Here is a 14,154-nt window from a genome sequence, read left to right as displayed (position 1 = left end):
GAATGGGTAATGGGGAATGGGTAATGGGGAATGGGTAATGGGGAATGGGTAATAGGTTAAATAATTCAAAATTAAAAGTCAAAAATTTAGATAAAATATAGGAGATTTTAAACTTTTGATTTGCTTTTTCAATGAATAAGTTACCAAATTACCAATTACCAAATCATTAATTACCACATTACTAATTACCACTTACTAATTATTAATTACTCAATGATTAATTACCCATCAAAAATTTCCAATTTCTCATCCCCAAAAGTGGTGCTACTAACTTTAGTTGCCTTGCTTTTGGGGATTGGTGCTTGTGGCGCTCCTTCCGACACTCAAAAAAGCAAGTTAGCTGAAGATCTCAAAACTGCTGAAAAGTCAAACAGCACTTTAACATTGAACAAAGTAATTCTAGAGCAGGCCAATGAAAAAGGCGAGTTATTCTGGAAAGTGAGGTCGAAGGATGCTGTTTACAGCAAAGACCAAAAGATAGTGAACGTTCAGAAACCCGTGGGCAAATTGTTTCAGGACGGCAAAGAAATTTACGATATTCAAGCAGAAACAGGACAGGTATTTCAGGAAGGAAATCAGGTATTTCTGAAAGGCAAAATAGTTGCTACTGACCTCAAAAATGGAGTGGTGCTCAGGGGGAATGAATTGGAGTGGCGGCCCAAGGAAGATGTGTTAGTGGTTCGCAATAATCTGACTGGAGATAACAAACAGGTGAGTGCTTCAGCCAAGGAAGCGCGAGTTTTCACTAGAGCCAGGAGAATGGAGTTATTCGGCTCTGTAGTCGCAGATATTAAAGATCCGGTTTTGCAATTGCGAACAGAGCATTTAATCTGGTTTCTGGATCAGCAAAAAGTCAGCAGTGATAAACCTAGTCAACTGGACAGATATAAAGATAAAAAAGTTACAGAAAGCGGTTTTGCTGACCAGACAGATGTAGACTTAAAAACGAAGATTGCGACGCTGACCAAAAATGCTCAATTGATGCCATCAGACCCGCCACTGCAAATAGAAAGCAATTTGATGAGTTGGAATTTTCCGGCACAAAGTGTGGTTTCTCCGGGGCCAGTGAAGATTTTTCACCGGGTGGAAAAGGTGACGATGACTGGGGATACTGGTAGGGGAGATTTAGATAAAAAAGTTTTTTATTTGACTGGAAATGTGCTAGGTATTGGACAAAAGCGTCTATCTCAGTTGAATAGCGATCGAGTAATTTGGTATTTAACTAATCAGACTTTTGATGCGGAAGGAAATGTGGTTTACCGACAATTAGATCCGGTGTTTAATTTGACTGGGCCGAAGGCTTCGGGACAGCTTAAAGATCAAACTGTGATTGTCAAAGGTGACGGTGGGGGTGGCCAAGTTGTGACGGAGTTTGTGCCGGATGAGCATAAAGCAACTTTGGGACAGTAGATTAGGATTGGTGATATCGTTGACCGTTGCATCGGAATGATTTAACCTTACTAGAACACAGAGAACACAGAGATCTCAGAGAGAAATGAATAATTCCGATGAAGAGAGGAATTGATATGACACCTTAAGGTCAAACCGACAGTCTTTCTTGTTTGTGTCGAAGTCTAGATCCCCCCTAGGGCGTGTTTTCAAACCCAAAGATCCCCCCCAGCCCCCCTTAAAAAGGGGGGGGAAAGAGTCTTTAAGTCCCCCTTTTTAAGGGGGATTTAGGGGGATCTAAATCTTAAGGAGTAGTTTGAAAACACGCCCTAGCCCCCCTTAATAAGGGGGGGACTTGAACGCTGATATAATGAAGATTAAATTGAGTAAGGAGCAGTTGGGATGACAACAACTTTAGAAAAGTTAGAAAAGCTCGATGAACCTATCTTAATTGACGAATTGAGCTGGAGAGAGTTTAAGGTGGTTGAACAGTTGCTCTCACGCCCAGGGGTGAGGCTGTCGTTTTTAGATGGGGTATTGGAGATTAGACGTATGCCTGGAAAAAAACATGAAACTGTTAAGCAGCGGATTTCAACGCTGTTGGATTTGTATTTGGAATTCGGAGGGATTGATTTTACGCCAACGGGTTCGGTGACACTAGAAAGTGAAACTGGAAGGGTGAAGCGAGAAGCGGATTTGTCTTACGAATTGGGACCTAATCGAGAACTTCCTGATTTGGTGGTGGAAGTGGTGGTGACTAGCGGCGGTATTGACAAGTTGGAAGCTTACAAACGCCTGCAAATTCCTGAAGTTTGGTTTTGGGAAAATGGTAGGCTGTGTTTGTATTCGTTGGGGGCTGATGGATATGCAGAGGTCGATCGCTCTTTGGTTTTACCAGATTTAGATATTGTATTATTGGCGCGGTGTATTAATATTGAAAATCACCTTCAGGCGATGCGGGAATTTAGACAAGCGATTCAAGGTTCTTAGAAGCCTTTTTTGAGAGTGGATTATTGAACCGCGAAGACGCGAAGGACGCGAAGGAGGAGTCAGTGGTCAAAAACCCGGTTTCTGCGTCAATATCTCTCGGTTCGATGCACCCGGTCACTGAGCGTAGTCGAAGTGTTCGGAGAAACCGGGTTTTTTTGCCTAGTCCTAATTTTGATGCTTTTTACAACTGTCCGAAACCTTTTTTGGGTTTATCTTTTTTCTTTTTCTTTTTCTGTTGTTGGCCGCCCATGTAGCCACGGGCACCGGGCTGCATTCCTGCCATTCCTGGCATTCCTGGCATTCCCGGTAATCCTCCCATACCTGTAAAGTTACCTTGACTCATTTGCTGCATCATGGTACGCATTTTTTGGAAATCGCTGACGAGTTTGGTGACGTCGTTTTCTGCATAGCCTGCACCTTTTCCGATGCGACGGCGGCGAGATGGTGAACTTGCTAATAGTTCGGGGTTGCGGCGTTCTTCTACTGTCATGGAATTAATCATGGCTTCGGTGCGTTTTAGCTGCACTTCTCCTTGTCGCATTTGTTCGTCTGAGAGTTTGTTCATCCCCGGTATCATTTTCATGATGCCGCCTAGGGAACCCATGTTTTTTAGCAGTCTGGTTTGTTTGAGAAAGTCGGTAAAGTCAAACTTTGCCGTCAGCATTTTCTCTTGCATTTTTTCGGCATCGGCGATGTCGAATTCTTCTTGGGCTCTTTCTACTAGGGTGAGGACGTCGCCCATGCCGAGTATTCTCGATGCCATGCGATCGGGATAAAATGGTTGCAATGCTTCCACTTTTTCGCCGACTCCGACAAATTTAATCGGGGCACCGGATATTTGGCGCACGGATAAGGCTGCACCGCCGCGGCTGTCGCCATCTAATTTGGTTAAGATGGCGCCGGTAATGCCGATTTGTTCGTGAAAGGTGCGGGTTAAATTTGCTGCTTCTTGGCCTGTCATGGCATCTACAACTAACAGTGTTTCGTGGGGTTGTACTGTTTGTTTGATGCGGCCTAATTCTGCCATCATGTCTTGGTCGATTTGCAGGCGGCCTGCTGTATCGACGATGATTGTATCGACGCCTAGTTGTTTGCCGTGTTCGATGCCTTGGCGGGCAATTTCTACGGGGTCAGTATCAGTACCTAGTTCAAATACTGGTACGTCTATTTGTTTGCCTAGGGTGAGCAATTGGTCGATCGCGGCTGGTCGATAAATGTCTGTTGCCACCAGCAATGCGGTACGATTTTGTTTGCGGAGGTGCAGTGCTAGTTTGGCGGTGGCTGTGGTTTTACCGGTGCCTTGCAAACCTGCCATGAGGACGACTGTGGGCCCGCTGTCGGCGATGGCGAGGGGTACGTTGGTTTCCCCCATGACGCGGACGAGTTCGTCGTGAACTATTTTAATGAATTGTTGGTCGGGACGGACGCCTGAGACTACTTCTGCTCCTTGTGCTTTGGCCGTTACTTCGGCGATGAAGTTTTTGACGACTTGGAGGTTGACATCTGCTTCCAGGAGGGCGCGGCGGACTTCTTTGAGCGCGTCTTGGATGTTGCTCTCGGAGATTTTATTCTGTCCGCGCAGTTTTTTCCAGGTGGATTCGAGTCGATCGGCAAGGGCTTCAAACATAGGGCTTTGTTGGCTAGTCAGTCTTTTTTATTTTAAGGGTAAATGGCGGTGTTTGGATTCATGTTTTGCTAAAAGTGGGATTTTTTATTTATGAATGGGGATTAGGGCTGATGAATTTGGATATTTTTTAACTTATTTGATGTGGCTTTTTTTGTATTCAGGACTTAGGCACTCTATCTACATCTGCGCTTGAAAGTAGGAGCGTATACCCTATAAAAGCTTCTGTTAACATAACTCCAAAAATCTGGCGTGCCACAGTTTGCCACTCTCTGTCAAACCTTGCGATCGCACTTTTATTTTGACGTTTTTGGGATTCGCCTCATAGAGTCGGCTAATTTCCTGCATTTCTGTGGCGCTAAACCCGGTTCCGACTGCTCCCATTGGCACTAATTTGCCCTGATTTTCTTGAGCTACTTCGATCGCACTAAAGGGTCTTCCCGCAACTTTTGTCGGTGTTAACCCCACAATCCACAGCTCGAATTCCAGACAATATTTTGTCCTCACCATGGGGAATTTTTTGATATCTTTTCCCCCTACATAGGGGCAGTTATGCAAAACCCACACTTCGCCTTCTTTATTTTCCGATTCTTGCTGATTTGCTAGTAAAAGTTTTTCGGTGGCGGTGCGAAAGGTCGGTACAATTTCAAATTCTTTAGATAAATTCACCAGCATTTCGCCAATTTCTACTCCCGCAGCAATTCGTGTTGATTCCGGCAACGGAGTTAGGTCATTTCCTTGGAAAAACAAACATTTAAAAATAGCATAAATTGCCGAGGGTGCCAGGGTGGGAAAACCTCTTTCTATATTAACTGTAGCAGCTTGGGAGCCTGTGCGGTGTTCGCTGCCGGTACAGCTTTTGTAATATAGTTCGCCGTCTAAAACAAAGATGCCTATTTTAGTTGCTGTGTCAATTAATGCTTGCTCTATTTCAATGGATGGCTGTTGGCGTAGGTTTGTCGATCGCGATTGGTAGTATACTTTGTCTGGAGTGGCGATCGCGACTACTCGATTGCCGTCGCGTTTTGGCTGTCCCCAATAATCTGAATTTTCGATGTAATAAGAACGTGCATTCGGTGCGTCTACCGGCTGCATTGTCACAACTTTTCCCGGCTGTAAGTGTGGCGGTAATTGGGCAATTATGGGATTGTTGACAGTTGTTTCTATTTTGGGGGCGGAATTTGATTTGGCGTTGGCAACGAGATTGGTGGTAGCATTGGGTTCTTCCTTGAGAGCGAGTGGCTGTTGTCCAGTTTCCAATTCAAAAGCTTTTTTCCAAAATCCCATCGCCATGTCTGGATATCCTTCCGACTCCGCACAGAGTGCAAAACTAATCACTTTCGCCGTACCAATACCGCGCCCGTAATCAGCTAAATATTGTAGGGCCCCCGCTTCACCCATCAAGTGTAATTCTCGCTTAACGATGCGATTGTTCCAGCGTTCTCGAATGTCGGCACTGATTTTTTTAGCTGCTTTTCGTTTGGCTTCGACGTATTCGGTGCAGTTCATACTGCCTCCTGTTTGTAGGGCTACTTACTACACTATACAAAAAAATGATTAATTAGTCAAGTTTATAGCAAGAAACATTAGGGTGTCAGTAAAAATGCTAAGATAGACTCGATCGTACACTCACATTAATCATGCTGGGCTTGGCGGATTGCTAAGTGTAGTTAGCCAATTTGCGATCGCGGGTTTTAAAATTTAAGATCGAGTCTAATTGTGGTAGATGATGAAATTGATTTTGTACAGTAAACCAGGATGCCACTTGTGCGAAGGGTTGCAAGAAAAACTGGAACAGATTGAAAGCATCAAGTTTCAATTGGAAGTGCGAGATATTACCCAACATGATGACTGGTTTCAAGCTTACCAGTACGAAGTGCCTGTTTTGTTTAAAGTGCACCCTCTCGTAAGCAATTCTGCCGATGTTGCATCCTCGCCCCTAGAACAATTACCCCGTCCTTCTCCGCGCTGCACAGTCGCACAATTGGAGCAAATGTTACAGAAATATTTACAAAGCGATGGCTCAAAATAGATTCAACACAGTTTAATGAGGAGTGATTGACATGAAATTGAAAGAATTATTAGCAGCGGTTCCCAGCATTTCTTTTGACTTGCAACATCCCGCCCTCGATGCGGAAGTTAAGGGTTTATCGACTAATTCCCACGCTTGTAAGTCGGGGGATTTGTTTTTGGGAATGCCGGGAACGCGGGTAGATGGGGGAGATTTTTGGCCTAGTGCGATCGAAGCTGGTGCTGTAGCTGCCATAATTTCCACCTCAGCCGCCCAAAAAATACCCCCCCAACCCCCCCTTGGCAAGGGGGGGCTAGAAAGGTCGAAAATACCCCCTCAGCCCTCCAGCCAGGGGGGGCTAGAAAGGTCGAAAATACCCCCTCAGCCCTCCAGCCAGGGGGGGCTAGAAAGGTCGAAAATACCCCCTCAGCCCTCCAGCCAGGGGGGGCTAGAAAGGTCGAAAATACCCCCTCAGCCCTCCAGCCAGGGGGGGCTAGAAGATGTTCCCTGTGTGATTCCAGCAGGGGATATGGCTCAAGTTTGCGGTCAAATAGCAACGGCATTTTACGGTAGTCCTGCTAGCCAATTGAAACTGGTTGGTGTTACGGGTACTAATGGCAAAACTACAACTACTCATTTAATCGAATTTTTGCTGAATCAAATGCAGTTACCTGCGGCGATTTTCGGCACGCTTTATACTCGCTGGCCTGGCTATGAAAAAACGGCACTTTACACCACACCTTTTGCTGTGGATCTGCAAAAAGAATTAGCAGAATCTGTTAGTGCTGGATGCAAATATGCAGTAATGGAAGTCAGTTCTCATGCTTTGGTACAGCAGCGAGTTTTGGGCTGTAATTTTGATGTTGCCGTGTTTACCAACTTGACTCAAGACCATCTTGATTTCCATAGCGATATGGAAGATTACTTTAATGCAAAATCGATTTTATTCAGTCCAGATTATCTCAAAGGTCGGGCGGTTGTGAATATTGATGATGCCTACGGAAGGCGAATCATCCAAAGTCTCAAGTCTGAGCAAGTTTGGAGTTACAGCACTAGCGATAAAACCGCTGATTTGTATGCTGATGATTTGCAATATCAGCCCAACGGCGTTAAAGGAGTCTTGCATACTCCTAAAGGAAAAACTGCTTTTGTTTTGCCTTTGGTTGGTCAATTCAATTTATCAAATATGTTGGCTGCTGTTGGTGCTGCTTTGGAGTTGGGTTTAGATTTGTCGGCAATTGTAGAGAAATTATCGGAATTTGTGGGAGTTCCGGGACGGATGGAACGGGTGCAAATAAGTGCCGACCAAGATATTAGTGTAATTGTCGATTACGCGCACACTCCTGATAGTTTGGAGAACTTGTTGAAGGCTTCGCGGCCGTTTATTCCGGGTCAGATGATTTGTGTGTTTGGTTGCGGTGGCGATCGCGATCGCACTAAGCGTCCAAAAATGGGTAAAATCGTGGCAGAGTTGGCAGACTTAGCTGTTGTTACTTCCGACAATCCGCGCACTGAAGTTCCTCAGCGGATTTTGGAGGATATCCTAGCAGGAATTGGACCGGAGGTCAAGCCCATCGTCCAGTGCGATCGAGCTGCTGCAATTCGCACTGCGATTATGGATGCTAAACCCGGAGATGGCGTGCTGATTGCGGGTAAGGGACACGAAGATTATCAGATTTTGGGTACTGAAAAAGTTCATTTTGACGATCGAGAACAAGCCCGAAATGCTCTCAAAGAAAGAATGAATGGGGTTAGCAGCTAGTTAAAAACATACCCAGATGCCAGATTTATTTAAGAAGTCTGGCATCTCAACAGCAATAAATCACGAGTCATACTTAACAAAAAAAATATAATAAACCAGCAATTATGATAAAGATTAAAGTTTCTGCGGGCAGCACCATGGAAAAAGCTACGTTTGCAGCGGGTTGTTTTTGGGGGGTTGAAGACAAGTTTCGATCGGTGCAGGGGGTGTTATCGACTTGGGCGGGCTATACGGGCGGTCATTGGCCACATCCCTGTTACCTCGATGTTTGTGCGAGAATTACGGGTCACGCTGAGGCCGTGCAGGTAGAGTTCGATCGCTCTGTGGTAAGTTACGAAGCATTGCTCAATGTCTTCTGGAACTGTCACGATCCTACTCAAATCAACCGCCAAGGGCCCGATCGGGGAGAACAGTACAGGTCGGTGATTTTTTATCACAATTTAGAACAAGAAAAAGCGGCGCGCTTGTCCAAACACAAGCTGCAACTATCGGGGAAATACGATAAAGATATTGCTACGGAAATTCAACCTGCTGGTGAGTTTTATATGGCTGAAGATTATCACCAGCAGTATCTCGATAAAAAACGGCGTTTAAGTTGGCAGACATGAGGCGATTGAAATTGGGGCGATCGCGCCCTAATACAGCTTGAACACCGATGTAATTGATATAATTGACGGTAGGAATCAGGAATTAGGAATAAAATTAATATATTCCGATCCCCGACTTTTTAATAAATCTGAGAGTACCATTTTGGAGTTTAGACTAAGCACAAATTTACTCAGCTAAGGCTGATGCCGTTCTTGAGAACTGTTCGCTAGTCTCGCTCGCGATCGCACTTTTTGACCTGCTTAGTCTAAACTCCAATTTAATTAATTGAAGCAAAGGCGATATTATATCATGGCTCGACAATATACCACCGTAAAAATCGTTTGTAGTTAGCAACCATTTTTATTATCTCTAATTGACCGGAATTGATATAAAATATTGTTTTAGCTGTTGGGCGAGGACTTGAACGTAGGGTGTTCTGAGCATAGTTAAGTGATTTCCGGGGACTCTAATCACTTCTACTTTGTCGGTAGTAAGTTGGTTCCAGCCGAGGGTAAAATCCCGATCGCTCGTGGTGGTTTGTGAGGTCGATCGCACGAGAGTAATCTGATTGTCGTAAGTTGGTGGCGCGTAAGCCAGAGTTGCTTTGCTGTTAGCTTGAAACACCCTAAATATCGGCTGAATCACTTGATTTAGTTGAGCAATTCTCCTAATTAAACTTTTACCCGAAAAGTTATCCGCAGCAGCCAGCAAGCGAAAATAATCTAAGAGAAAAGGCCAAACCGATCCCAGCGCGGTTGTCAGCAGAAACTTGCAGCCATCCCAAAAAGAAATTTGATTTGCCGGAATGGGTGCTAAAGTGTCGAGTATGGCGAGCAAAGCCACTGTATCGCCCGCTTTTTGCAACTGTTGAGCCATCTCAAAAGCCACTAAACCTCCAAAAGACCAACCTCCTAAAAAATACGGTCCTTGGGGCTGCACTTCACGCACTGCGGCGATGTAAAAAGCTGCCATATCTTCAATGCTAGTTAAGGGAGAATTTTCTCCTTCAATTCCTCGCGGTTGCAGCGCGTAAAACGGTTGGTCTCTTCCTAACTCGGCGTTGGGAGTTAGGGGCAAATTATCGATAATTTGAAAAGCATTCGGCATCATGTATGGTGGCAGTTGTGCTTTGCATAAATTGCGGAGTTCGAGAGGGTTGAGTCGCGGATTTTTCGGAACAACATAAGCAATTAGGTGCTGATTTCCCGATGAGTCGTTGCAGGCGATCGCGCAAGTTTCTTTCACTCCCGGATGCTGTCTCAATACCGCTTCAATTTCACCCAATTCGATGCGGAAACCCCGCACTTTTACCTGTTCGTCAATGCGGCCTAAAAATTCGATGTTGCCGTCGGGAAGGTAGCGAGCTAAATCGCCTGTTTTGTACATTGGCACTTTATCTTTATCGCTCAAAGGATTGGGAATAAAGCGCTGTGGTGTTAAGTGCGATCGGTTGAGGTATCCTCTAGCCACTCCCAAGCCGCTGATGTGAATTTCGCCCGGAATGCCGATCGGCACTGGCTGCAAATTTTGGTCTAAAATATAAATTTGAGTGTGAGGAATTGGGCGACCAATCGAGATTTTTTGACTCTCGGTAATTTCGCTAATACTTGCCCACACAGTCACTTCCGTTAGTCCGTAAGCATTAAAAAATTGGCGGTTTTTACCCCAGCTTTTAACAAGCTCCGGCGTGCAAGATTCACCCGCACAAATGATAGTTTGCAGGGCGGCAAGTTGGGTGGTGGGCAACATTTTTAAAACCGCAGGCGGAAGGGTAACGTGGCTAATAGCATTGTCGCGCAAAAAATCGATTAAAGGCTTGCCTGGTAATCGAGATTCTTGGTTGACTAAGTAAAGGGTTGCTCCCGATCGCAAAGCGAGGACTATTTCAAAGATTGAGGCATCAAAACTGAGGGATGCAAACTGCAAAACGCGGTGATTTGGCTGTAATTTAAAAGTTTCGATTTGAGCTTGTGCTAAATTTGACAGTCCTTTGTGTTCGATTAAAACGCCTTTTGGTTTTCCGGTGGAACCTGAAGTGTAGATGACGTAAGCGAGATTGTCAACGGTTACTGGGCTGGTGGGATTTTGCGGGCTTTGTCGGGCGATCGCTTCCGAATCGCGATCGAGGCAAATTGCAGCGAGATTCGGGATTTGGCAAACTTTGGGGGTAAAACGCGGTAAGTGCTGCTGAGCGGTTAGCAAGATGGGTGTGCGAGCATCTTCTAACATGAAGTTAAGGCGTTCTTGGGGATAATTTGGATCTAAAGGTACATAGGCTCCGCCTGCTTTGAGAATGCCTAATAATCCGGCGATCGCATCTAAGCAGCGATCCATACAAATGCCGACTAAAACTTCGGGCCTAACTCCCAATTGCTGCAAGTAATGGGCGATTTGGTTGGCTTTGGTGTTGAGTTGGCGGTAGGTTAAATGCTGGTTTTCAAAGACTAGGGCGATCGCGTCGGGCGATCGTTCTACTTGCAGCTCAAATAATTGATGGAAACACAGTGCAATGTTACTCGATTCTGGCTCGTTTTCTTGACAAAGGGGAGGGAGGCGGGGTATATTTTGCGATAAATTGCGGTTGAATTCTACAAGTATTTGATGGCGCGAGGCTGCGGTGAGAATGGGCAAGTCAGAAAGCCGTTGGTTGGGATTGGTAACTATGCTTTCTAACAGCGTTTGAAAGTGTTCTAACATTCGGGCGATCGTGCCACTGTCAAATAAATCGGTACTGTAGGTGAGTTGCCCTTTAATGCCAGCAAAATCTTCCCACAAATTAAACTCTAAATCGAGCTTGGCAGTACCCGCCTCAAAGTCGATCGCGCTCCAAGTTAGTTCGGGCAATTCTAGGGCTGCTGCGGGCGTGTTTTGCAGGCTGAAACTAATTTGAAATAAGGGATTGCGGCTCAAATCGCGATCGGGTTCCAGCGCTTCTACTAGCTTTTCAAAAGGCAAATCTTGGTGTGCGTAAGCTGATACTGTCACCTGTTTCGCCCGATTCAACAATTCCAGAAAAATTGGGTTTCCCGATAAGTCAGTCCGCAAAACTAAAGTATTGACAAAAAAGCCAATTAACCCTTCTAATTCCCTGCGGTTGCGGTTGGCGATGGGGGTTCCTAGGGCAATATTTTCTTGCCCGGTGTAGCGGTAAAGCAAGGTTTGAAATGCAGCCAGCAAAGTTACAAACAAAGTCACATTTTGTTGCTTGCTTAACAAATTTAAGCGATCGCTCAAAGTGGGGGACAGCGCCAGAAATTCTCGCGCGCCACGATAGCTGGGAACGGGAGGTCTGGGGCGATCGACTGGCAAATTTAACGGCTGAATATTGGTCAACTGCTGCCGCCAATAAGCGAGTTGAGTTTCTAATACTTCACCCTGCAACCATTGGTGCTGCCATTCTGCAAAATCGGCGTACTGAATGGGAATTTCTGGCAGCCCAGAAACCTGGTTTTTGGCAAAAGCTTTGTACAGCGATGTTAGTTCCCGAATCAAAACGGCGATCGACCAACCATCAGCAACAATGTGATGGAAATTCAGCAAAAGTACATATTCTGCCGCGCTCAATTGCAGCAGTTGTACCCTCAACAGCGGGCCTTTTGCTAAATCGAACGGTAGCTGCGATTCGGCAATTGCCCGCTGCTTGACGGCGGTTTTTTGCTGGGTTTGCGGGATATTTTGCAAGTCTATTTTGGGAAGAGATAGAGTTAATTCTGAGGCAATGATTTGCGACAGTTCCCCTGCTACCACTGCAAAAGTTGTCCGCAGAATTTCGTGGCGGCGGACAATTTCGTTGAATGTTTGTTCTAAGGCGATCGAGTTGAGGGAACCTGTCAACCGGAGGGCGGTTGAGACATTGTAGAAAGGATTTCCCGGCGCGAGGCGATGGAGAAACCACAGCCGCTGCTGGGCAAAAGATGCGGGGAAGACAAAGACTTCTGTTTCGCGATTGAATAGTTCATCTGCATTCATAAATTCCCTCATCAATCAGTCTACAGCAAGCATAAGCTATCGCGCTTACTTTTCTTTACTTTCTATGTTCAGCGATGACAGCTTCACGCGGCGATTATCGCGCGAAACTGGTACTAAAGCCGGACCTTTAATTTGAGAATTATTCTGTTTCAAACGATCGACAAATTCAGACAATCCTGCAATAGTCGGCGCTTCAAACACGCAGCGCAAAGGCAACTCCACCCCGCAAGCATCGCGCACTCTAGAAACAAGCTGAGTTGCTAACACAGTATAGGGTACATCTAAAGCATACCATATTTCCGGTTCAATTCCTAAATTGGGAAGTTGTTGCAAAGCTTTTTGCAACTGAAATACTGTTTTAAATTTCTCTGAATTTGACAGCCATTCGGCCGCCTGAACCGCTGCTGCAACTCGCGGGTTTGGTACGTGGGAAATCCTGAAAATATCCGGTTGATTTTCCACTAAAATCTGGCGCACTTTGGCCGCCGTCAAATCTTCCGTTTGAAAATCCCCGTGGGCGGGGCGGGCACGGGGGCACCGCCCCTACCAAATTCTGGTTTTCCGTAGGGGCAATCCCCCCGTGGTTGCCCCCCCATCGCCCCGCTTCGTCAGGGGAGTTGGGGGGTTCGATTTCACTGGCAAAATGCAGAATTGCATTATAACGAAACTGAGTTAACTCATTGTGAAATTCGCCCCGAAGCAGTTCAATTTCTACGTCATCGATTTGCGGAAATCGGTGTTTTAATGCTTTGAAAAAATCCGGTTCAATGACTAATTCTGTTTCTTGAAAAATCTGCATTTGTACTCGCTGCTGCAACTGTTGGACAGTTGTAGCAGGGGGCGAGCGATACAACTCCACTGCTGTATGAAATGCTGTCAATAAAGGCAAACTCCGCACGTCGCCGATGAAAATATAGCCACCGGGAATGGTGGCTTTGACAGCACCTTCAATCACTTGCAAAAGATAGTCAATGCTCGGAAAATACTGGACTACAGAATTGAGAATTATGGCATCAAATGCTGCTGTTTCTATGCCCTCAAAGTCCGAGGCCATTTTGTGCAGCAGCGTTACATTCGCCAAGTCGCGATCGCCCAAATGCTGCTGAATATAATCGATCGACTGCGGGGAAAAGTCCGTGCCGCAATACTGGGTGCAGTGCGGGGCAATTTGGAACAGCAGCAAACCCGTACCGCAACCGATTTCTAATACTCGATCCGGTTGCAATTTCAAAATTTTGGCGGCTTGATTGTGCGCCCACTGGCGGACTTGTTCCGGGGGGATGGGCTCTCCGGTGTAACTGCTATTCCAGCCTGTAATATTAAAAGTTGGATCTGTGTCGATCGCAGGTTGTTTGTAAGTTTCACCGTACAGCATTTGCCACTGCAAAACTTGCTCCGCCTGCAATTGCTGAATTTCGGTTGTTTCGGCAATATTACATTCAGGATTCAGGGCAATATAAGCCACTAAATGTTTTTCTCCCTTCCCATCGGGGCAAGCTGTAACTACAGTTTGCAGCACCGCTGGATGCTGAGCCAATACTGATTCAATTTCTCCTAATTCGATGCGGAAACCCCGAATTTTCACTTGTTCGTCGCACCTGCCTAAAAACTCCAGATTGCCATCATTGCGGTAGCGAACTAAATCGCCTGTTTTGTATAGTTGGGAAGGTTTTATTGGTGCTTGTAGCTCAGAGTTGACAGCAAAAGGATTGGGAATAAATTTTTCTTCAGTTAATTCTGGCCTGTTGAGATAGCCCCTAGCAACTCCGCAGCCACCGAGGTACAATTCGCCAGCAACGCCAACAGGTACGGGCTGCAAAT

The 14,154-nt window shown here is 45.7% G+C and carries 10 protein-coding genes; 5 read left to right on the top strand and 5 right to left on the bottom strand.

The features are described 5' to 3' along the window. Positions 1–261: 261 nt before the first annotated feature. The gene (lptC, locus tag P2A85_RS04105) at positions 262–1,410 is read left to right on the top strand and encodes an LPS export ABC transporter periplasmic protein LptC (RefSeq protein WP_377477719.1); all 1,149 of its coding nucleotides are present in this window, start codon (positions 262–264) and stop codon (positions 1,408–1,410) included. Between the two features lie 381 nt (positions 1,411–1,791). After that, complete coding sequence (locus P2A85_RS04100) at positions 1,792–2,379, top strand: Uma2 family endonuclease (RefSeq protein ID WP_377477718.1); 588 nt, start codon at positions 1,792–1,794, stop codon at positions 2,377–2,379. Between the two features lie 181 nt (positions 2,380–2,560). On the opposite strand, the gene ffh is transcribed toward P2A85_RS04100, so the two are convergent. Both ffh and P2A85_RS04090 read right to left on the bottom strand, forming a co-directional pair. Next, the gene (gene ffh / locus P2A85_RS04095) at positions 2,561–4,006 is read right to left on the bottom strand and encodes a signal recognition particle protein (protein WP_340525969.1); all 1,446 of its coding nucleotides are present in this window, start codon (positions 4,004–4,006) and stop codon (positions 2,561–2,563) included. Between the two features lie 225 nt (positions 4,007–4,231). Continuing rightward, complete coding sequence (locus P2A85_RS04090; RefSeq protein ID WP_377477716.1) at positions 4,232–5,512, bottom strand: ATP-dependent DNA ligase; 1,281 nt, start codon at positions 5,510–5,512, stop codon at positions 4,232–4,234. A gap of 220 nt (positions 5,513–5,732) precedes the next feature. Between P2A85_RS04090 and P2A85_RS04085 the strand changes: the two genes are divergently transcribed. The 3 genes from P2A85_RS04085 (at position 5,733) to msrA (ending at position 8,384) form a co-directional block, all read left to right on the top strand. After that, positions 5,733–6,035, top strand: a complete 303-nt coding sequence (locus P2A85_RS04085; RefSeq protein WP_377481299.1) for a glutaredoxin family protein — start codon at positions 5,733–5,735, stop codon at positions 6,033–6,035. 31 nt (positions 6,036–6,066) lie between these two features. Continuing rightward, the gene (locus tag P2A85_RS04080; RefSeq protein WP_377477715.1) at positions 6,067–7,776 is read left to right on the top strand and encodes a UDP-N-acetylmuramoyl-L-alanyl-D-glutamate--2,6-diaminopimelate ligase; all 1,710 of its coding nucleotides are present in this window, start codon (positions 6,067–6,069) and stop codon (positions 7,774–7,776) included. A 137-nt stretch (positions 7,777–7,913) separates the two neighbouring features. After that, the gene (gene msrA / locus P2A85_RS04075; RefSeq protein WP_371120268.1) at positions 7,914–8,384 is read left to right on the top strand and encodes a peptide-methionine (S)-S-oxide reductase MsrA; all 471 of its coding nucleotides are present in this window, start codon (positions 7,914–7,916) and stop codon (positions 8,382–8,384) included. Positions 8,385–8,733: 349 nt separating this feature from the next. On the opposite strand, the gene P2A85_RS04070 is transcribed toward msrA, so the two are convergent. The 3 genes from P2A85_RS04070 to P2A85_RS04060 are packed head-to-tail and all read right to left on the bottom strand — an operon-like array spanning position 8,734 to position 14,152. Continuing rightward, on the bottom strand, positions 8,734–12,333 hold the full coding sequence (locus P2A85_RS04070; RefSeq protein WP_377477713.1) for an amino acid adenylation domain-containing protein: 3,600 nt from the start codon (positions 12,331–12,333) through the stop codon (positions 8,734–8,736). Positions 12,334–12,378: 45 nt separating this feature from the next. Continuing rightward, positions 12,379–12,678, bottom strand: coding sequence for a phosphopantetheine-binding protein (locus P2A85_RS04065; protein ID WP_377477711.1), 300 nt, complete (start codon positions 12,676–12,678; stop codon positions 12,379–12,381). A 13-nt stretch (positions 12,679–12,691) separates the two neighbouring features. After that, positions 12,692–14,152: a methyltransferase gene (locus tag P2A85_RS04060; protein ID WP_377477709.1), complete on the bottom strand. Its 1,461-nt coding sequence runs from the start codon at positions 14,150–14,152 to the stop codon at positions 12,692–12,694. Positions 14,153–14,154: the final 2 nt, after the last annotated feature.

It is taken from the genome of Microcoleus anatoxicus (assembly GCF_042465725.1).
Lineage (GTDB): Bacteria > Cyanobacteriota > Cyanobacteriia > Cyanobacteriales > Microcoleaceae > Microcoleus > Microcoleus anatoxicus.
The sequence above is the reverse complement of the archived record's forward strand: the minus strand, read 5'-3'. Positions and strand labels throughout refer to the sequence as shown.

Bases quoted from the DNA above. Each gene is read 5' to 3' on its own strand.
- P2A85_RS04100 (WP_377477718.1), top strand. From the start codon at position 1,792: ATGACAACAACTTTAGAAAAGTTAGAAAAGCTCGATGAACCTATCTTA.
- ffh (WP_340525969.1), bottom strand. From the start codon at position 4,006: ATGTTTGAAGCCCTTGCCGATCGACTCGAATCCACCTGGAAAAAACTG.
- P2A85_RS04090 (WP_377477716.1), bottom strand. From the start codon at position 5,512: ATGAACTGCACCGAATACGTCGAAGCCAAACGAAAAGCAGCTAAAAAA.
- P2A85_RS04085 (WP_377481299.1), top strand. From the start codon at position 5,733: ATGAAATTGATTTTGTACAGTAAACCAGGATGCCACTTGTGCGAAGGG.
- P2A85_RS04080 (WP_377477715.1), top strand. From the start codon at position 6,067: ATGAAATTGAAAGAATTATTAGCAGCGGTTCCCAGCATTTCTTTTGAC.
- msrA (WP_371120268.1), top strand. From the start codon at position 7,914: ATGGAAAAAGCTACGTTTGCAGCGGGTTGTTTTTGGGGGGTTGAAGAC.
- P2A85_RS04070 (WP_377477713.1), bottom strand. From the start codon at position 12,333: ATGAATGCAGATGAACTATTCAATCGCGAAACAGAAGTCTTTGTCTTC.